Below are 17393 nucleotides of genomic sequence, written 5' to 3'. Positions count from 1 at the left end.
ACGACCCTTGCGAGGTCGCGCACTCTGACCATGAGGCAGCCGAAAGAGTTCGAATCGATTTCAGCTTTTTTCTCGTAGACGTGGCGGTAGTTTTTTCTACTCCCTTCATACAGGACTCGAATCGGGTACTCGACCGACGGCTGGCGGGGAACGATCGCGCGCGTCGATCCCCTCGTCGTTTTCGGTCCTCGCAGCCGTGGGCGCGCAGTGCGAGGCTATTGTTTTTCTACCGGCGAGTACCCGATGCGGACAAGGCGATATCGGCCGATTCATCTCGGCCCTCACGCACGTTTGCGCCTCGCTTCGCGCAATGCTCGGCGAGGCTCGGCAATGCGGCGCTGGCAGCGCAGTTGCTGACCGGCACGAAGCTAGCGCACTCCGAGACGCCAAAGCGTCGTCTCATGCAACGTCTGTCCCGGCTTGAGCTCGGTCGTCGGGAATTCCGGATGATTGGGCGAGTCGGGAAAATGCTCGGCCTCGAGCGCGAATCCATCGGTTTGCCGATAGGCGATACCCGAGCGCCCCACCACGCTGCCGTCGAGCCCGTTCGACGTATAGAACTGCAACCCCGGCTGCGTCGTGTATAAATCGAGCGTGCGTCCGGAATCGGGATCGTAGGCGCGCGCGGCGAACGAAGGCGTGTCGCGGCCGCCATTGTCCAGCACCCAATTTTGGTCGTAACCGTGCGCCCAGAGGGTCTGCGGGAAATCGTCTCTCAGGTGCGAGCCGATCGGTGCCAGGCCGCGCAAATCCATCGGCGTGCCGCTCACATCGCTGATCGCGCCGGTGGGAATCGCATGCCGGTCGGTCGGCGTATAACGCGACGCGGCGATCTCGATCATCTGCCGCTCCACGCTGCCGCTCGCTTCTCCGGCGAGGTTGAAGTAGCTGTGATTGGTCAAATTGACGACGGTATCCTTGTCCGTCGTCGCCCGATAGTCGATGCGCACCTCGTCATCGTCCGTCAGGGTGTACGTCACATCGACGGTCAATTTCCCCGGAAAACCGTTCTCGCCATCGGGACTGACGTAGCGCAATTGCACCCCCGCCTCCGTCGGCTCCTCGAAAGTACGGACAGGCGTCCAAACTTTCGCATCGAAGCTATCGGGCCCGCCATGCAAAGTATTGGGCGGGTCATTGACCGGCAATCGGTACTCATGGCCATCGAGCGAAAAGCGTCCATCGGCGATCCTATTCGCATAGCGGCCAATCAACGCGCCAAAATGGATGTTGCCGTTGTGGCGCTCGTAGTCGCGCAGCGAGGACAAACCGAGCACGATGTTCTCGACCTGGCCGCGCCGGTCCGGCATATCGAGTTCCGTCACGATGCCGCCGTAGGTAATGACTTTCAACGTCACGCCGTAGCGGTTGGTAAAAGCATATTGCCGCACGGCTTGGCCGGCGCGCGTCGTGCCGTAGCCTGACTCGGACATCGAAACGGCCGCGCATGCCGGAGCCGCCGCGAATGCAGCGCATGCGATCGTCAACGCGGTTGAGAGACGCGCCAGCGCGCGGGACGGTTCAGTCTTGTCAGTCATAGGGGATGGGTCCGTGCGTGATGTCTGGTTTTTCGGAGCCAGCAGCACGGATCATGCCGCGCCGTGCATCCGCTTGAGATCGATACCGATCCGCATGCCGTTGGACACGGGCACATCGAGCGATTGCGCAGCGCGCGTCGCACGGCGATAAGGCATCCGCACAAGCGGGACTTGCATTTTGGCGCAGAACCTATAATAATTATGGGTATACCAAGCCAGTCCATCGTCTTCACACTCAACGACGACAACCTGAAACGAATGATCCGCGAGGCCGCGACCGACACGTCGCGTGTCTTTTTTTCGCCGCACGCGAAAAAGCGGATGAAGCAGCGCAAGATCACGCCGACGCAGGTCTATGACTGCCTGCGCAACGGTAGCGTCTGCGAGCCGGCGCACGTCAACATTCACGGCAACTGGCAATGCACGCTGACCCGCCGGCACGCGGGAGACGAAGTGACCGTCGCTGCCGCGCTCGAGCGGGACGGTCAGGGCAATTGGGTGACGGTTATCACGGTTTATTGAGCTGAGGGCAGGCCATGTACCACTACACAGAAATCGGATTACAAAACGTGTGGCTGGCGAACGGTTATCACGTACGCAAAACACATTACGGGAAAGCCGTATCGATCGAAGACGCCGACGGCCTGCATCGGGCCATCGGCAAAGCGCTCGCCCGCAAGAGCTACCTTACCGGCGCCGAGTTTCGCTTCTTGCGAAAGGAGCTGGACTTATCGCAGCACCGCCTCGCAGACTTGCTCGGCACCTCAGAGCAAACCGTCGCGCTGTGGGAAAAGCGCGGAAAGATTCCGAAGACGGCCGATCGCATGTTCCGCGCCATTTATTTGGAAACGATCGACGGCAATGTAAGGCTCAAAGAGTTGATCGAGCGCATTGCCGATCTCGACCGCAAAGTCGACGTGAAAATGATCTTCGAATACACCGCGCAAGGTTGGCTTCCGGCCGCCGCATAGCCTTTCTCGACGAGCCCTGCAGCGCACGCCGCCGGCGAGGCGGCTGCGTTGCCCTATACGCCCCACGCGCCGCGCACCCGCGTTCGAAAATCGGCCAGCCTCTGAACCGGTTCATTGGCGAAGACCAAGCGCAGATATCGTCCCGCTTGCGGCCCCCATCCTTGCATTGGCGTGGCCGCGACATCCGCTTTCGCGAGCAACAAACGCGATGCTTCGTCGGAGGGCAATCCCAACTGCTCCGTGTCGATCAGCAGGGACCAGCCGCCATCCGGACGAATCACCGGCAGGTCCTTCAGCTCCGCCAGCAAGCAATCTCGCCGCGCCTGCCATTGCGCGACGGCTTGCACCACCCCGTCGTCGGCGCATGTGAGCGCCGCGGCTGCACCCGGCATACCGATGCCGACCTGACATACGACGTTCGAAAGGCTCGTCAAGCGAATGTCGGCCATGATTGGCGCCGGACCGACGATCCATCCCACGCGCCATCCGATCATCCGCAATTCTTTCGATACCGATCCCACTGTAATGGTCCGTTCGCGCATGCCCGGCAATGACGCGGGGTGAATGACGGGACGGCCGTCGAAAACGATCCGCTCCATCGCGGCGTCGTAGACGAGCCAGGCGTTGGCGCTACGGCACTGCACGGCAATCGCATCCCACTCCTGCGCATTCGCGACGAAGCCGCTCGGCATCGACGGGGACATCACGAGCAACGCTCTCGTGCGCGGACCGACCGCCGAGACAAGCGAGTCGAGATCGAGGCGCCATCCGTGCGCACCGGGAATCAGCCGAGCGAACTTCGGTACGCCGCCCGCGAGCCGCACGCGATTGATCAGCCCGGCGTAGGTGGGATCGGTCAGCACGACCTCGTCGCCTGGCTCGAGGATCGACAGCAAAACGTTGAGGATCCCCGCAAGGCCGCCCGCCGACACGATGCACTCGGTGCTCGGATCGTAGTCGCTGCCGGTCGATCGCCGCATGCGCGCGACGACCGCCTCGCGCAATGCCACCTGCCCCGTAAACGGCAAGTAACTGTTGGCATCGTCGTCGTCGATCGCTTCGTGCGTGCGCGCGATCGCTGCCGCCGGCGGCCTCAAGTCGGTATCGAGATTCTCGAGCCGTAAAATGTCGCGGTTGCGTTGGGCATCGGCGGCATCCCCCATCTTATCGACGCCGATACCCGGAATGTCTTTCAAACGAGAGACCGTCATGCGCACCTCCTCCGTTTCGATAGTGTTTTAATATATTAAAATGAAGAAGTCGCCGACTGCAAAGTTTTTTTCGGACTCGCTTGCCGAGCGGCTGCGCGCCCGCATCCTGCGCGGGGAATTGGCCCCTGGCGCGCAACTGCGGCAAGACAAAATCGCGCAGGAGTACGGCACGAGCCACATCCCCGTGCGCGAAGCGTTTGCGCAGCTCGAGGCGCTAGGGTTCGTCACGATCATTCCGAACCGGGGCGCCTTCGTTTCGGCCATGACGCGCGACGAAGCCGAGCAATTGCAAGCGATGCGCGTCGCGCTCGAACTGCTCGCATTGGATTCGGCCATCGAGGCATTCACAGCGCAAGACGCCGCCGCGGCGCGCGCGATCCTCGAACTCGATCGCAAAGCGCGAGACGTCGACCAGTGGTCCAAGGACAACTGGGCATTTCATCGTGCGATCTACGCGCCATGCGGCAAACAGCATTTGATGAACGTGCTCGAATCGCTATGGCAGAAAGCCGATCGCTATTTGCGGCTCGTCTGGCAGCTCGCCTCATGGCAAGGCACATCGTTCGCCGAGCATCTGCAAATCCTCGAAGCGGTCGAGGCGAAGGACAAACGTCTTGCGAAGCGGCTCACGAAGGAACACATCGAAGCAGCCGGTAAGGTGATGCGCGATGCGTTGAGCAGTCATCAGGCGGACATCACGTCGTAGCCAAAATGTCGCGTGTGCATGTGCGTCGGCATGTGCGGTAGCGCACAGGCCACGCGGCGCCACACCCACATAGTGAGCACACGTTGCTGTTCGCGCGCGACGCGCGAGGGAGCGAAAGAGTTATCCCCACATTCTGTTGGCAATGCTGTGGACAAGCTGCAGATTAGCGGCGTAAGTTGTTGATCGGATTGGGAAGAAGACTTCGTGCCCGAATTTGAGGTGGCGGCGCGACCATCGCTTCATCGATATGCTCGTCGAACGGGAGTCTCGCCATGCTCAAAAAGCTGCTATTGCTGCTCGCCGCACTGATCGTCTCGATGTCGACTGCCCTCGCCGCATCGGTCGAGGTCAACAGCGCAGATCAGGCCGCCCTCGAGGCCCTCAAAGGCCTCGGGCCAGTCAAATCGAAGGCCATCATCGACGAACGCGCCAAGGGCCGTTTCAAGGACGCCGACGACTTGGCCAATCGAGTCAAAGGATTGGGGCCGAAATCGGTCGCCAAGCTCGAAGCGGAAGGCCTAACGATCAACGGCTCGTCGGCGCCGCCTCGTGGAACGAGCGCCAAGACCGCGCCTTCGACAACGACAACTACGACCACACCGACAGCGCCATCGGCCGCACCTCCCTCCGCGAAAGCGGGCAAGCGTGCGGCGGCCGCACCTGCTGCAAGCGGCGCATCGATGCCGCAATCCGGCGCCCGCGAATCGAAATCGAAAAAGAAGAAGAAAGAGAAGACGAAAGCTGCTTCAGCTGCATCTGGCGCCTGAGCTACAGCATCCGGCCGCTAGGCACACGCCCGCCTCGCTTGCATCGCGCGAGGCGTTCCTTTAGGCGCCCCACACCGCTGGGCGCCATCGTTTTTTTCAGGAGCATCGACATGGGTCTACTCGATATGATCGGCTCTGCGCTCGGCCAAACGAACGCAGACGGTCAACCACACCAGAACCTGCTCAGCGCCGTGATGGAGTTCGTCAACAATCAGCCAGGCGGGATCAATGGACTCGTGCAGAAGTTCCACGAGCATGGCCTGGGCGATATCGTTCAGTCGTGGATCGGCGCAGGGCCGAACCAATCGGTCTCGCCCGAAACGCTGCAGAATGTGGTCGGCTCGGACGCATTGAGCCAACTGGCGAGCAAGGTGGGCGTGCCGCCCGAACAAGCATCGGCGTTGCTCGCGCAAATACTCCCGCACGTGCTGAACCATGCGACGCCGAACGGCGAAACGCCGCCGTCAGGCCAGATCGACGTGGCCAGCGTGCTCAGTTCGATCCAAGGCGCAGGAGGGATCGGTTCCTTCATCGAGGGATTCCTGGGCAATCGCCAAGGGTGATCGAGCCAAGCGGCTCGCTCTCGACAGCAGCCCGTGGGGGCTGCGTGCAAAAGGACTCGAACAACGCGGCACGTCGCTTCGCCGACGCGCCGCGTATATGCAGCCTACGACCCGAGGGAATCGCGCTCGGCCGGTGCGCTACCCGATTCGACGCCTTCGGCTTGCGCTTCGTTTGCTTGCGCTTCGTTTGGCCGTGCCCCTTCCGGTTGGGCATCGCTCGCTTGCTCCGTTTCAGCACCAGCTTCGGCACCCGATCCAGCCTCCGCCGCGGTCGCCACGGCAGCGCCGGCCTCGGCGTTCGCCGCTCCCGGTTTGCCGCGCGCCTTGCGCCGTGCACCCGCACCGCCCTTCGCCTGATTACGTGCGAACGCGGCATCGCGCGCCGTCACTTCACCCGCAGGCGCGCCCGTCAGATCGACACGGGCGGCGCCGTCGGTCAAGCAAGCCCAGTAACGGCTGCCGCGGCACCACGTGCTGACGGCCTCGCGAATTTCCGCCTCGCTGAGCTGCAATTGCGACGCCTGCGCGATCAGATCGGCCAAAATGCCCACCTTCAATGGCACTTTTGGGGCCGGATTCTTTGGAAAAGCTGCCGGAAAACGCTTCTGCAGCTTGCCGATCACGCGCACGACCGGATCGACCGGTGGCGCCTTCTCGCTCGCGCGCGCGTTTGCGCCGGTCCGTGCAGGGCGAGCGGGACGCGCAGGCCGGTCCGGCTTCGCTTCCGGCTTCGGCACTTTTTTCGCAGCCGGTCTTTCAGTCGCCTGTTCCTGCTGCTTTTTCAACTTCGCTTCTTTCGTCAGCTGCGCCTTAAGCGCGGCCAGTTGCTCGAAACCCATGCTTTATCCTGTCACCGCGTACCTGATTCGGGACGACAATAGTATCAGCGTCGCAGCCTCGATGCCTACGCGAGCGCGCACGCCGCATCCGCCCCACGCTTTTGCCCAGTGAATCGACGCAGTGCGAACGCGAAACTACGCACTTTCCCGCACCACTAACTCGAACCCGAGATCGATGCGATGCTTGGCGGGCGCCTCGTCATTGATGATCTGCAACAGCATGCGCGCCGCTTCGAAGCCGATCGCGTAGCGCGGCGTCGCCACGGTCGTGATCGAAGGCGAGGACACCGCCGCGAAGGGCAGATCGTTGAAGCCGACTACAGCAAGTTCCTCCGGCACCGCAATCCCTCGCCGTCGACATTCGAACAGCACACCGAGCGCGAGATCGTCGTTGCAGCAAAACACGGCGTCGCAGTCGGGCGCCTTCTCGAGCAACTCGCGCAGCAACCGGCTGCCCACCGCGGCATCCGACGGATCTTCGGTCAACGCTTCGAGCGATGCATCGAGCCCGGCCGCGCGCAGCGCGCGCCGAAAGCCCGCACGCCGCTGCATCGTTCGCGGATCCAATTGCGCAGCGAGAAAAGCCGGGCGGCGTGCGCCTCGCTCAACCAAATGCGCGCCGATCGCGAATCCCGCGCGCCGCTGCGAGAATCCGACAGAACCCTCTTTCCCCGGCACGAGATCGAACATGTGCACGAGCGGCACCTTCGCCGCGGCCAATTGACGACGCACCGCGTTCGAATTATCGATGCCGGCCACGAGGAAGCCGTCCGGTGCGTGCGAGAGATAGGCCGAGAGCAACTCGGCCTGCCGAGCCGGCGAGTACCCCGTGTTGCCGATCAACAATTGATAGCCTGCGGGGCCGACGCAGTCTTGCACGGCCGCGATGGTTTCCACGAACACGGCGTTGGACAGGGACGGCACGAGCACGCCGATCAGTTTGGAGCGCGCCGATGCGAGCGTGCGCGCAGCGCGATTCGGAATGTAGCCGAGCTCGGCCACCGCGGCTTGCACGCGCTCGAGCACGCTGGGCGAGACGAGCGACGGATCGCGCAGCGCGCGCGACACCGTCATCGTGCTGACGCGCGCCCGCTGCGCGACTTCATCGAGCGTGACACGCCCGCTCGGTCGCCGGCGCGCGTTGCCGGGGGGCTGCTCTTCGCCGGTGCGAGGGCGATGTGAGGGTCGGTTGCGATCGGGCCTATTCATGGCGAAAGTATCGCCGGTTTGCTCGCCGACAGAAAGGATCGGGCCGCAACGGCAGGGTTCCTCCTAGTGGGGGCCTTACGATGTTAGCGCTACCATTTCCCGCCGGAATTTCACAACCGTATCCGCCGCTAGCCGGCGATGGGAGAACATCGATGCATTCGAAGCAAAGCGCACGCTGGTGCGCCCGTAAGCCCCTCGCCGCGATGACCGCTTGCGTCGCCGCGGCGCTCGGGCTCGCTACCATTCCCGCTCAAGCGGCTTCCGTCGAGGTGCTGCATTACTGGACCTCCGGCGGCGAAGCCAAATCGGCGCAATTGCTCAAGAAGATGCTGGAAGAAAAGGGGGATACCTGGGTCGATTTCGCCGTGGCGGGCGGGGGCGGCGGCAACGCGATGACGGCGCTCAAGACGCGCGTGGTGGCGGGCAATCCCCCTGCGGCCGCGCAAATCAAAGGACCGGCGATTCAGGAATGGGGCGACGAAGGCGTCCTGTTGTCGATCGACGATGTCGCCAAGAGCGGCAATTGGGATCGCCTGTTGCCGCCCGAAATCGCCCGCATCATGAAATACAAAGGCCAATACGTCGGCGCGCCGGTCAATGTGCACCGTGTGAACTGGCTCTGGATCAACGCCGACGCGCTCAAGAAAGTCCATGCGCAGCCACCCGCCACGTGGGACGCCTTCTTCAAAGTGGCCGATTCGCTCAAGCAAGCCGGCATCGTGCCGGTCGCCATCGGCGGACAACCTTGGCAAGAAGCCGAGACGTTCGAATCGGTGGCGCTCGGCATCGGCGGCCCGGACTTCTACAAAAAGGCGTTCGTGCAACTCGACCAAGCCACGCTCAAAGGCCCGACGATGGTCAAGGCGCTCGAGACATTCAAGCGGATCAAAGACTATACCGACCCGGGACAAGTTGGCCGCGACTGGAACATGGCGACCGCGATGGTCATCAACGGCAAAGCCGCGATGCAGTTCATGGGCGATTGGGCGAAGGGCGAATTCACGGTCGCGGGCAAGACGCCGGGCAAGGACTACCTGTGCGTTGCGGCGCCGGGATCGCAACAGGATTTCACGTTCAACGTGGATAGCTTCGTATTCTTCAAGGTCAAGACGGCCGGCGTCGAGAAGGGGCAAAAGGATATGGCCGGCTTGCTGATGAGCCCGGCTTTCCAAGAAGCCTTCAATCTCAACAAAGGTTCGATCCCGGTGCGGCAGGACGTGAGCCTCGCTAAGTTCGACGACTGCGCGAAAAAATCGTCGGCCGACTTCAAGGCCGCGGGCGCGAATGGCGGTCTCGTGCCGTCGTGGGCGCACGACATGCTCGTCAGTCCGGCAGTCGAAGGAGCGTTCTACGATGTGATCGGCAACTACTGGGCGAGCAAAGACGAAACGGCGCAGCAAGCCGCCGACAAATTGGCCGCGGCCGCGAAGACGAACTGATCGATCTACGGCGAACGGGGGCGCCTTCTCCTGCCCCTGTTCGCATTCGTTGCCGAGCTTGCGATTCTGGCCTAGGCCGCCCCGCCGTTCGTCGCCTCGCGCATCGCGCGATATTCGCGGCGCACGATTTCCATGAGTTCGGGCACCGAGGTTTGCGCGCTGTGCTGCTCGTACGTGACCCGCCCGCGTTGCATGAGCATGATGCGGTCGGCAATATCGAGCGTCTGCGCGTAGTTGTGCATGATCATGACGATCGACAAGCCGCCCTTCTCCTTGAGCCGCATGATCAAGTCGATGATGAGCCCCGCCTCGCGCGCGCCCATGGCGGCCAGCGGCTCGTCCAGCAAGAGAATGCGCGCGTTCGAGTTCACCGCGCGCGCAACCGCGATCGCTTGACGCTGCCCGCCCGATAGCCGCTCGACCGGCATCGTCACCGACGGCACGTGCACGCCGATGTCTTCCAAGCACTGCGCGGCGCGCTCACGCATCGCGCGATGGTTCAGAAAGCGGATCGGCCCGGGGTAGACGATCTCCCGATTCAAGAACATATTGTGGTAAATGCTCAGCGAATTGGCGAGCGCAAGATCCTGATAGACGCATTCGATACCGAGCGAGCGAGCGTGATCGACCGAGCGCAGCAGCATCTGTTCGCCACGAATCGACAACTCGCCGTTCGTCTGCTGATGAAAACCCGTGAGGATCTTGATCAGCGTCGATTTGCCCGCGCCGTTATCGCCGAGGATGCCCAGAATTTCGCCTTCGGCGAGGTGCAACGACACGCCGTCGAGCGCGGTAACGGCGCCGAAGCGTTTGACGATGTTTTGAGCCTGCAGCGCGAGCGGCCCGCCCGTCTCAGCCATTACGATCTCCCGCGCCGGCTGAGCCGCGCCACGTGGATGTTGAAGATCATCGCCGCTAGAATCGCCGCGCCAAGAATGATGTTGAACGTGAAGGCGTTGATGCCGATCAGCGTGAAGCCGTCGTTCAACATGCCCAGCACGGCCGCGCCGATCAGCCCGCCAATGATCGTGCCCGATCCGCCCGTGAGCGGCGTGCCCCCGATCACGGCCGCCGCGACCGCGAGGAACATGATCTGATTGCCGCCCGCCTGCGGGTCGATGGAGGTGATCCGAACGCATTCGAGAATGCCCGTGAATCCGGCCAATACGGAGGCCAGAACGAAATTGCCGAGCTTCAGGCGGTTCACGTGGATCCCGGCTTCGGAAGCGCCGAGCGGATTGGCGCCGCTCGCGACCGTATGCAAGCCCCAGCGCGTATGCCGCAGCAGGACGTGCATCGCGAGCGCGATCGCGACGGTCCAGCAAATTTCGCTATAACCCCATCCGCCCATCACCGCCATGAAGTCGGGACCGCCCGGCGTCGAAACGGGCATGCCGCGCGAGATCGTCAACGTGATGCCGTTGATGAGAAACAGCGTGCCAAGCGTCGTGACGAAAGAAGGCAAGCGCAGAAACACCGTCACGGCGCCGTTGACGAAACCGACGAGCCCGGCGGCAGTCATGCCCGCGAGCACGGCCAGCCACATCGGCGCGCCGGCGTCGGCGGCGAATGCCATCATGAACGGCGCAAATGCGAACACCATGCCCGCCGACAAGTCGATCTCGCCGCCGATCATCAGCATGATTTCGCCGAATGCGATGATCGCCGCCGGCGCGACGAACTGCGAGAGATTCTGCAGGCTCGCGCTCGTCAGCAAGAAATCGTGATTGGCCGCTTCGAAGTACCCGCCGACGAGAATGGCGACGAGCAGGATCCGCAATTCGGCCGACCACGCGAAGCCCCCGAACCTCGAGCTAGCGCGCGAGGTTACGGGACGGCGGCGAGTTTCGTTGACGCTTTCACTCATCACTTGATAGCACCCGAGCGCGGCACGACTTGCGCTTTCGTGCTCTTGCCTTCATAACGGGTCGATGTGGTCAGGTACGGATCGACGGTCGACTTCGTGACGAACTTCAGGCCGGAATTGATGTCCGCCGGACCGACGAGGCCGCCCGACACGAGATACGTAAAGGCCTCGACCACAGTATAGAAGCCCTGCACGTAAGGTTGCTGATCGATCGTGAAGTCGAGGAAGCCGTCGTGAATCAATTGCACCGTCTGCGGCAACAAGTCGAACCCGCCGCCATGCACGCCCTTCTCCGGCAGCTTGGATTCCTTCATGACTTGCGCGACGCCCTGCGTGCTCCCCGCGTCGACGGCGAACATCCCTTTCACGTTCTGGTGCCCGAGGTAGAACGACTTGATCTTCGAGAGTTCCTCGTTCACCGTCGCGCCCGTGGCGATCGTTTGGATCTCGATCTTCTTGCCCGACTTCTTGATCGCATCGGTGGCGCCGTCGAGCCGCGGCTGGATGTTGAGCTGACCCGGCGTGGCGATGAAGAGCCCGACGAGACCGCTATCGACCAGGCTCACGATGCGCTCGCCCATCTGATAGCCCGACAAATACAAATCCTGTCCGATGTAGGCGAGCCGCGGGTTCGTGCTGCCGCGCGGCGCGTCGGCATTGTAAGCAAACACTGGGATACCGGCGTCGAGCGCCTTCTGAATCGGGCCGTTGAATGCTTTGGGATCGACGATCGGCACCGCGATCGCGTCGGCCTTCGCCGCGATCGCCGCATTCATCGCGTTGACCATCTCGGCGACGTCCGCATTGGCGGAGCCGGTCCACTGATAATCCATGTTCAGCACGGCGCAGGCGTCTTGAATGCCATATTGCGTCGGCACGAAAAACGGATTGGTCGTCACGTGATTGACGAACACGATCTTCCAGCGCTTGTGCGAGGGAAACGGCGCTTCGGCCGCCTGCGCGGGCGTGATCATCCCGCCCATCATGGCCAACGCGGCCCCTAGCCCCGCGCCTTGCAGCAACCCGCGCCGCATGCGGTTCGCTGCGCCCTCGCCAGCCGCCCCTTGGATCTCATCTTGCGCATCGTCTCGCTCGTTCGTCATCTCGTCCTCCGTAGCTTTTCGTTGGCTAAATGCTTCTTTGCGAAACGGCGCGGACCGACGACGGTTCGCGCCGGATTGTGCTCCGGCGCCCCCGCGCACGATCGAAGTGCGAGCACGCGGCGGCCAATGCATGAACGCAGCAATGCTAGCTCACCGGTACGACGCTCTTAATACATGAATACCCTTAACTAGTCGGACTATTTGACGACCTTGAGGGCCGTGAACGCCGAACTGAAGGATTTAGGCGCACACGCGCATCGTTCTCGGCAGATTGCGGTAGCGCAAGAATAACGTAAGCATCGCCGGCACGGGCGGCGATGCAGCGCGCAGCGAGCGGTGCCACCCAATAAGAGTAAGACTATATTGACCAGGGCGGGGAAATTCGCCCCGGCCACCCTAGCGTTCTCGAAGCGCATGAAACGCTCGTCCAAATCATTTTGTCAATTTTCTAGTGGTTTGGACGGCGCCGGCACGCAGCGGCTCAATACGTTTCGACGTGCAAGCGTCCTTCGCGCTTCAGGCGCTCCCATAGCGCCGCCCAGGCGAGGCCGTTGCGTTGCGCGATCTCCTGCAGCACCTGCAGCACGCCCTCCTCCATGCCGCGCAGCCCGCAGACGTAGATGTAGGTTTGTTCATCCGCGAGCCATTGCGCGATGTCGACGGCCCGTTCGCGCATGACGTCTTGAACGTATCGCTTCGGTTGTCCCGGCGTCCGCGAAAACGCCAAATTCGTATCGATGAAGTCCTTCGGCAAATTCATCAGCGGCCCGAAATAAGGCAGCTCGTCCTTGGTGCGTGCGCCGAAGAACAGCATCAACTTTCCGGTCGCCCCGCGCAACCGGCGCCTGCGCCGGTACTCGGTCATCGCGCGCATCGGCGCCGATCCCGTGCCGGTGCAAATCATGAGCAAATTCGAATGCGGATGATTGGGCATCAAGAACGTGCTGCCGAACGGACCGATGACCGTGACGACGTCGCCCTTGCGCAGATCGCACAGGTAGTTCGAGCAGACGCCTGCGGCCACGTTGCCTTCGTGATCGTGCGTGACGCGTTTGACCGTCAAAGAGAGGTTGTTGTAGCCGGGGCGCTCCCCGTTTCGGGGGCTTGCAACGGAATACTGGCGCGCATGATGCGGCTTGCCGTCGCGCGCCGCGCCCGGCGGAAAGATGCCGATCGATTGCCCCTCGAGCACCGGAAACGGAATCGCACCGAAATCGAGGACGATGTGGCGGATGTCGCTTTCGGTCGATGCGTCGGTCAATCGATAGTTGCCCACCACCGTCGCCTGGATAGGCGCTTTATGCGTGTAGAGATTGACATAGGGCTTCGCCGCGGACCAAGGCGGCACCGTCGCGCTGCGCGTCTGCGTCGAACCGTCGGCGTCGGCGTCGATGTCGCTCACATCGCCGCCCAGGGACTCGGCGCTCGATGCTTGCATCGATGCGGTCGCCGCCTCGCCGATCGCTTGCTGCGGCGGCAGCTCATCCCATCCGAATTGCTCGTCGATGCCGTAGGCCTGCGCTTTGAACACGGTGCGCCAACTGTCGATCGCGCCCGTTGGGCACGGAGCGATACAGGCCATGCAGCCGTTGCAAACGTCCGCTTTCACGACATAGTTGTTTTGGTCGTGCGTGATCGCATCGATGGGGCACGTCTCTTCGCACGTGTTGCACCGAATGCAAATCTCGGGGTCGATCAGGTGCTGCTCGATGACTTCGATGGGGGCGGCAGGCATATTCATGAGGGCTCACTGCCCGCGCCGGAACGTCTCTCGTCCGGAGAGGCCGCTGCGGAGCGGATGTAATGCGTTTGCACGTACGGTGAAAGCAAGGGCCGATCGGGCGACGCTAGTCGCTAGCGCCGCGTTCGGCGTTCGGCGTTCGGCGTTCGGCGTTCGGCGTTCGGCGTTCGGCGTTCGGCGTTCGGCGTTCGGCTCTAGTTGAACCTCACGTACTCGAAATCGATCGGCTGACGGTTGATCCCCATCGCGGGTGGCGCGATCCAATTGGCGAACTTGCCGGGCTCCGTCACCCGGCCCATCAACGATGCGACATAAGCACGGTCTTGCGGCGTGGGCAGCCAGTTGGCCTCGTTCGCCGCCCACTCGGCTTCGCTCACGATGCGGCCGTCGGGCGCGACGCGCACGCCCGCGAACGTGCCGATCTGGCGATTGAACGCTTTGTGCGGCACGGTCAGACGAAAATCGATCCCGGCCTTCTCCAGCACCTTGTTCCAACGGTTCACGCCCGCGACCGAATCCACGATGTAGTCGTCGCGCAGCACTTCGTTCATGGCGTTGAGCATCGGCACGTCGCGTTCGACCAGTTTGCCGTCTTCGACGTCGAGCAGCTTGTAGCGCCTTCCCGTCAACCGATGATCGTCGTCGCGCTTCGATTCTTCGTAACGGCCTTTGAGTCCGGAGCTATAGAACGTCGCCGCATTGGAGGATTGATCCGCGCCGAACAAGTCGATCGTCACCGAGTAATGGAAGTTCAGATAGCGTTGAATCGTCGGCAGATCGATGACGCCGGCCGCGCGCAGCTTGGTCACATCGTCGGTCTTCAGTTCGTTCATGACCTGCGCCGTGCGCTGCACCACGCGCGAGACGCCCGACTCCCCGACAAACATGTGGTGCGCTTCCTCGGTCAGCATGAACTTGGTCGTGCGCGCGAGCGGATCGAAGCCCGATTCGGCGAGCGCGGACAATTGAAACTTGCCGTCGCGGTCGGTAAAGTACGTGAACATGAAGAAGGACAGCCAGTCGGGCGTCTTCTCGTTGAAGGCGCCGAGAATGCGCGGATTGTCGTCGTCGCCCGAGCGGCGCGCAAGCAGCGCGTCCGCTTCCTCGCGCCCGTCCCGCCCGAAATAGCGGTGCAGCAGGTAAACCATCGCCCACAGGTGCCGCCCTTCCTCGACGTTGACTTGGAACAGGTTGCGCAGGTCGTACATCGACGGCGCCGTGAGGCCCAAGTGCCGCTGCTGCTCGACCGAAGCGGGCTCCGTATCGCCTTGGGTGACGATGATCCGGCGCAAGTTGGCGCGGTGCTCGCCCGGCACCTCCTGCCACGCCGATTCGCCCTTGTGCTCGCCGAAATGGATCTTGCGATCGGCCTCGCCCGGAGACAGGAAGATGCCCCAGCGATAGTCGGGCATCTTCACGTGATCGAAGTGCGCCCACCCGCCAGGATCGACGCTCACGGCCGTGCGCAGATAAACGTCGAAGCCGTGCGAGCCGTCCGGGCCCATATCGCCCCACCAAGACAGGAAATTCGGCTGCCATTGCTCGAGCGCGCGCTGCAACGTGCGATCGCCGGCCAGGTCGACGTTGTTGGGGATCTTCTCGCTATAGTTGATCGTGGACATGATTGTGCGTTCCTCGTGCGAAGTCGTGACGGTCAGACGCGAGCCGCGTCGAATTGCGCTTTGCTGCCTTTGCCGTAGACCTTGAGCGCGCCCTTTTCGCCGACGGCGTTCGGACGGTTGAAGATCCAGTTTTGCCAAGCGGACAAACGCCCGAAAATGCGCGTCTCCATCGTTTCGGCGCCATTGAAGCGCAAGTTTGCCTCGAGCCCCGTCAGTGCGTCCGGCGACATCGCGGCGCGCTCCTCGAGCGCGAGGCGAATCTCGTCGGCCCAATCGATATCGTCGGGCGACGCCGTCACGAGGCCGAGGCGCTCGGCCTGAACCGCGCGAACCGGAACGCCGATCTTGGCCCGCACGGCTTCGATCGTTTCGGAGTCCTCATAAAATCGCCGTGCAATGCGCGACTGGCCGGTGACCATCGGATACAGGCCGAAATTGACTTCGGAGAGCGTGATGGCCGGCTCTTCTTCCTCGTTGGCCGGCAGCGCAGCCATATAGGTGCGGTCGGCGGCGAACGCGAATTCGGCGAATGTGCCGGCAAAGCACGAACCGGGCTCGATCAGGGCGAACAGCGAGCGCGAGGACACGTCGATGCGCGCCAGCGTGCGGCCCAACATGCCGATCGTTTCGCGCACGAACCAATGATCGCGATGCGCGAGCAGCATCGCATCCGCGGCGAGGACCGCCGATGCATCGCCCGACGTCTTGAAGATCCAAGTGCCAATCTCGAGTTCGTTGGTCCGCATCGAAAGGATCGCGTCGTCGAGTTCGCGCGCGAACCGAAGCGGCCACCACCGCGCGCCTGCTTCGACGATCGCGTCGAGCGTCTCGGGTTCCTCGCCGCTCGGCGCTTTCATGACGAAGGTGGCCGTGCGTTTGGCGCGGTCGATCGAAACTTCGAGCGTTTCGTAGTCGATGCCGTCTTCGCGGTCCGTGCGCTCGATGCGCTCGAGCGCCACGCCCTTCGCCCCGTCGGGGCGATCGCTTTGCGCGGCCAGCTCCAGCGCGCGCGCCTGCACGGCTTGTTCGAACTGATTGGGCTTGACCACTTCATCGACGAGCCGCCATTGCTTGGCCCGCTCGCCACGGATGCCTTCGACGAGCGTGCAGAAAATATCGGCGCGGTCGTGCCGGACCTTGCGCTTGTCGGTGAGGCGGGTCAGCCCGCCCGTGCCCGGCAGCACACCGAGCAACGGCACTTCGGGCAAGGCGACCGACGAGGAGCGGTCGTCCACCAGCATGATTTCGTCGCAAGCGAGCGCGAGTTCGTAGCCGCCGCCGGCGCACGCGCCATTCACGGCCGCGATGAACTTGAGCCCGCTGTGGCGCGAGGTGTCCTCGATGCCGTTGCGCGTCTCGTTCGTGAACTTGCAGAAGTTGACCTTCCATGCATGCGAGGACAAACCGAGCATGAAGATGTTCGCCCCTGAGCAAAACACGCGCTCTTTCAAGCTCGTTAGAACGACGGTCTTGACTTCGGGGTGTTCGAAGCGAATGCGCTGCAAAGCATCGTGCAACTCGATGTCGACGCCCAGATCGTACGAATTGAGCTTGAGCTTGTAGCCGTCGCGAATGCCGCCGTCCTCGGCGATGTCGATGCCGAGCGTGGCAACGGGGCCATTGAACGCGAGCTTCCAATGCTTGTACTGCGATGGGTCGGTGCGGTAATCGACGCGCACCGCCGTCTGCGGGTTGAGCATGCCTTTCTCCTAATGAGCTGCATCGTTTCGATGAACGATAGTGCATCACCAGGCAGCATGTAAAGCATTTTAATTCATGTTTTGCGTGGTTACGGGTAAACACGGGCCGCGCAATGG

Annotated in this window: 17 protein-coding genes; 6 read left to right on the top strand and 11 right to left on the bottom strand. The window is 62.6% G+C overall.

What is annotated here, in order from left to right; genetic code table 11:
* Positions 1–368 precede the first annotated feature (368 nt).
* Positions 369–1538: an aldose epimerase family protein gene (locus MMB74_RS06705; RefSeq protein WP_277427831.1), complete on the bottom strand. Its 1170-nt coding sequence runs from the start codon at positions 1536–1538 to the stop codon at positions 369–371.
* Between the two features lie 51 nt (positions 1539–1589).
* A complete protein-coding gene (locus MMB74_RS06700) occupies positions 1590–1715 on the bottom strand; it encodes a hypothetical protein (protein ID WP_277427830.1) in 126 nt (41 codons plus the stop codon).
* Between the two features lie 24 nt (positions 1716–1739).
* On the opposite strand from MMB74_RS06700, the gene MMB74_RS06695 reads away from it, so the two are divergent.
* Complete coding sequence (locus MMB74_RS06695; RefSeq protein WP_277427829.1) at positions 1740–2060, top strand: DUF4258 domain-containing protein; 321 nt, start codon at positions 1740–1742, stop codon at positions 2058–2060.
* A 14-nt stretch (positions 2061–2074) separates the two neighbouring features.
* Positions 2075–2509: a helix-turn-helix domain-containing protein gene (locus MMB74_RS06690; RefSeq protein ID WP_277427828.1), complete on the top strand. Its 435-nt coding sequence runs from the start codon at positions 2075–2077 to the stop codon at positions 2507–2509.
* 53 nt (positions 2510–2562) lie between these two features.
* Here the strand turns inward: MMB74_RS06690 and MMB74_RS06685 are convergent, their stop codons facing one another.
* Positions 2563–3720 carry a pyridoxal phosphate-dependent aminotransferase gene (locus MMB74_RS06685; protein ID WP_277427827.1) on the bottom strand — a complete coding sequence of 386 codons (1158 nt, stop codon included), beginning with the start codon at positions 3718–3720 and terminating at the stop codon, positions 2563–2565.
* A 40-nt stretch (positions 3721–3760) separates the two neighbouring features.
* Here MMB74_RS06685 and MMB74_RS06680 point away from each other — a divergent pair, with 40 nt between their 5' ends.
* From MMB74_RS06680 to MMB74_RS06670, 3 genes are all read left to right on the top strand, one after another.
* On the top strand, positions 3761–4426 hold the full coding sequence (locus MMB74_RS06680) for a GntR family transcriptional regulator (protein ID WP_277427826.1): 666 nt from the start codon (positions 3761–3763) through the stop codon (positions 4424–4426).
* Between the two features lie 272 nt (positions 4427–4698).
* The gene (locus MMB74_RS06675; protein ID WP_277427825.1) at positions 4699–5193 is read left to right on the top strand and encodes a helix-hairpin-helix domain-containing protein; all 495 of its coding nucleotides are present in this window, start codon (positions 4699–4701) and stop codon (positions 5191–5193) included.
* Positions 5194–5303: 110 nt separating this feature from the next.
* Positions 5304–5756: a YidB family protein gene (locus tag MMB74_RS06670; protein ID WP_277427824.1), complete on the top strand. Its 453-nt coding sequence runs from the start codon at positions 5304–5306 to the stop codon at positions 5754–5756.
* A gap of 104 nt (positions 5757–5860) precedes the next feature.
* On the opposite strand, the gene MMB74_RS06665 is transcribed toward MMB74_RS06670, so the two are convergent.
* Together MMB74_RS06665 and MMB74_RS06660 are read right to left on the bottom strand one after the other, a co-directional pair.
* Positions 5861–6595, bottom strand: coding sequence for a ProQ/FinO family protein (locus MMB74_RS06665; RefSeq protein ID WP_277427823.1), 735 nt, complete (start codon positions 6593–6595; stop codon positions 5861–5863).
* 135 nt (positions 6596–6730) lie between these two features.
* Positions 6731–7804 carry a LacI family DNA-binding transcriptional regulator gene (locus MMB74_RS06660; RefSeq protein WP_277427822.1) on the bottom strand — a complete coding sequence of 358 codons (1074 nt, stop codon included), beginning with the start codon at positions 7802–7804 and terminating at the stop codon, positions 6731–6733.
* Positions 7805–8007: 203 nt separating this feature from the next.
* On the opposite strand from MMB74_RS06660, the gene MMB74_RS06655 reads away from it, so the two are divergent.
* On the top strand, positions 8008–9243 hold the full coding sequence (locus MMB74_RS06655) for an ABC transporter substrate-binding protein (RefSeq protein WP_277428182.1): 1236 nt from the start codon (positions 8008–8010) through the stop codon (positions 9241–9243).
* Positions 9244–9314: 71 nt separating this feature from the next.
* Here the strand turns inward: MMB74_RS06655 and MMB74_RS06650 are convergent, their stop codons facing one another.
* From MMB74_RS06650 to boxC, 6 genes are all read right to left on the bottom strand, one after another.
* Positions 9315–10103: an ATP-binding cassette domain-containing protein gene (locus tag MMB74_RS06650; RefSeq protein WP_277427821.1), complete on the bottom strand. Its 789-nt coding sequence runs from the start codon at positions 10101–10103 to the stop codon at positions 9315–9317.
* On the bottom strand, positions 10103–11110 hold the full coding sequence (locus MMB74_RS06645) for an ABC transporter permease (RefSeq protein WP_277427820.1): 1008 nt from the start codon (positions 11108–11110) through the stop codon (positions 10103–10105). Before MMB74_RS06645 ends, MMB74_RS06650 begins: the two co-directional genes overlap by 1 nt.
* The gene (locus MMB74_RS06640; protein WP_277427819.1) at positions 11110–12213 is read right to left on the bottom strand and encodes a sugar ABC transporter substrate-binding protein; all 1104 of its coding nucleotides are present in this window, start codon (positions 12211–12213) and stop codon (positions 11110–11112) included. The genes MMB74_RS06645 and MMB74_RS06640 overlap by 1 nt, the downstream gene beginning before the upstream one ends.
* Before the next feature lie 481 nt (positions 12214–12694).
* Positions 12695–13954 (bottom strand): benzoyl-CoA 2,3-epoxidase subunit BoxA, encoded by a 1260-nt coding sequence (gene boxA / locus MMB74_RS06635; RefSeq protein WP_277427818.1) that lies wholly within the window; start codon positions 13952–13954, stop codon positions 12695–12697.
* Between the two features lie 194 nt (positions 13955–14148).
* Entirely contained in the window at positions 14149–15576 is a 1428-nt protein-coding gene (boxB, locus tag MMB74_RS06630) for a benzoyl-CoA 2,3-epoxidase subunit BoxB (protein ID WP_277427817.1), read from the bottom strand.
* Positions 15577–15608: 32 nt separating this feature from the next.
* Positions 15609–17276 carry a 2,3-epoxybenzoyl-CoA dihydrolase gene (boxC, locus tag MMB74_RS06625; RefSeq protein ID WP_277427816.1) on the bottom strand — a complete coding sequence of 556 codons (1668 nt, stop codon included), beginning with the start codon at positions 17274–17276 and terminating at the stop codon, positions 15609–15611.
* Positions 17277–17393 lie beyond the last annotated feature (117 nt).

The sequence above is a fragment of the Trinickia sp. Y13 genome (assembly GCF_029522115.1).
Classification (GTDB): Bacteria; Pseudomonadota; Gammaproteobacteria; order Burkholderiales; family Burkholderiaceae; genus Trinickia.
Note: the sequence above shows the minus strand (reverse complement) of the source record. Positions and strands in the feature narration are given on the sequence as shown.

Excerpts from the sequence above, each read along its gene's own strand:
- MMB74_RS06705 (WP_277427831.1), bottom strand. The coding sequence starts at position 1,538 with ATGACTGACAAGACTGAACCGTCCCGCGCGCTGGCGCGTCTCTCAACC.
- MMB74_RS06700 (WP_277427830.1), bottom strand. The coding sequence starts at position 1,715 with ATGCAAGTCCCGCTTGTGCGGATGCCTTATCGCCGTGCGACGCGCGCT.
- MMB74_RS06695 (WP_277427829.1), top strand. The coding sequence starts at position 1,740 with ATGGGTATACCAAGCCAGTCCATCGTCTTCACACTCAACGACGACAAC.
- MMB74_RS06690 (WP_277427828.1), top strand. The coding sequence starts at position 2,075 with ATGTACCACTACACAGAAATCGGATTACAAAACGTGTGGCTGGCGAAC.
- MMB74_RS06685 (WP_277427827.1), bottom strand. The coding sequence starts at position 3,720 with ATGACGGTCTCTCGTTTGAAAGACATTCCGGGTATCGGCGTCGATAAG.
- MMB74_RS06680 (WP_277427826.1), top strand. The coding sequence starts at position 3,761 with ATGAAGAAGTCGCCGACTGCAAAGTTTTTTTCGGACTCGCTTGCCGAG.
- MMB74_RS06675 (WP_277427825.1), top strand. The coding sequence starts at position 4,699 with ATGCTCAAAAAGCTGCTATTGCTGCTCGCCGCACTGATCGTCTCGATG.
- MMB74_RS06670 (WP_277427824.1), top strand. The coding sequence starts at position 5,304 with ATGGGTCTACTCGATATGATCGGCTCTGCGCTCGGCCAAACGAACGCA.
- MMB74_RS06665 (WP_277427823.1), bottom strand. The coding sequence starts at position 6,595 with ATGGGTTTCGAGCAACTGGCCGCGCTTAAGGCGCAGCTGACGAAAGAA.
- MMB74_RS06660 (WP_277427822.1), bottom strand. The coding sequence starts at position 7,804 with ATGAATAGGCCCGATCGCAACCGACCCTCACATCGCCCTCGCACCGGC.
- MMB74_RS06655 (WP_277428182.1), top strand. The coding sequence starts at position 8,008 with ATGACCGCTTGCGTCGCCGCGGCGCTCGGGCTCGCTACCATTCCCGCT.
- MMB74_RS06650 (WP_277427821.1), bottom strand. The coding sequence starts at position 10,103 with ATGGCTGAGACGGGCGGGCCGCTCGCGCTGCAGGCTCAAAACATCGTC.
- MMB74_RS06645 (WP_277427820.1), bottom strand. The coding sequence starts at position 11,110 with ATGAGTGAAAGCGTCAACGAAACTCGCCGCCGTCCCGTAACCTCGCGC.
- MMB74_RS06640 (WP_277427819.1), bottom strand. The coding sequence starts at position 12,213 with ATGACGAACGAGCGAGACGATGCGCAAGATGAGATCCAAGGGGCGGCT.
- boxA (WP_277427818.1), bottom strand. The coding sequence starts at position 13,954 with ATGAATATGCCTGCCGCCCCCATCGAAGTCATCGAGCAGCACCTGATC.
- boxB (WP_277427817.1), bottom strand. The coding sequence starts at position 15,576 with ATGTCCACGATCAACTATAGCGAGAAGATCCCCAACAACGTCGACCTG.
- boxC (WP_277427816.1), bottom strand. The coding sequence starts at position 17,276 with ATGCTCAACCCGCAGACGGCGGTGCGCGTCGATTACCGCACCGACCCA.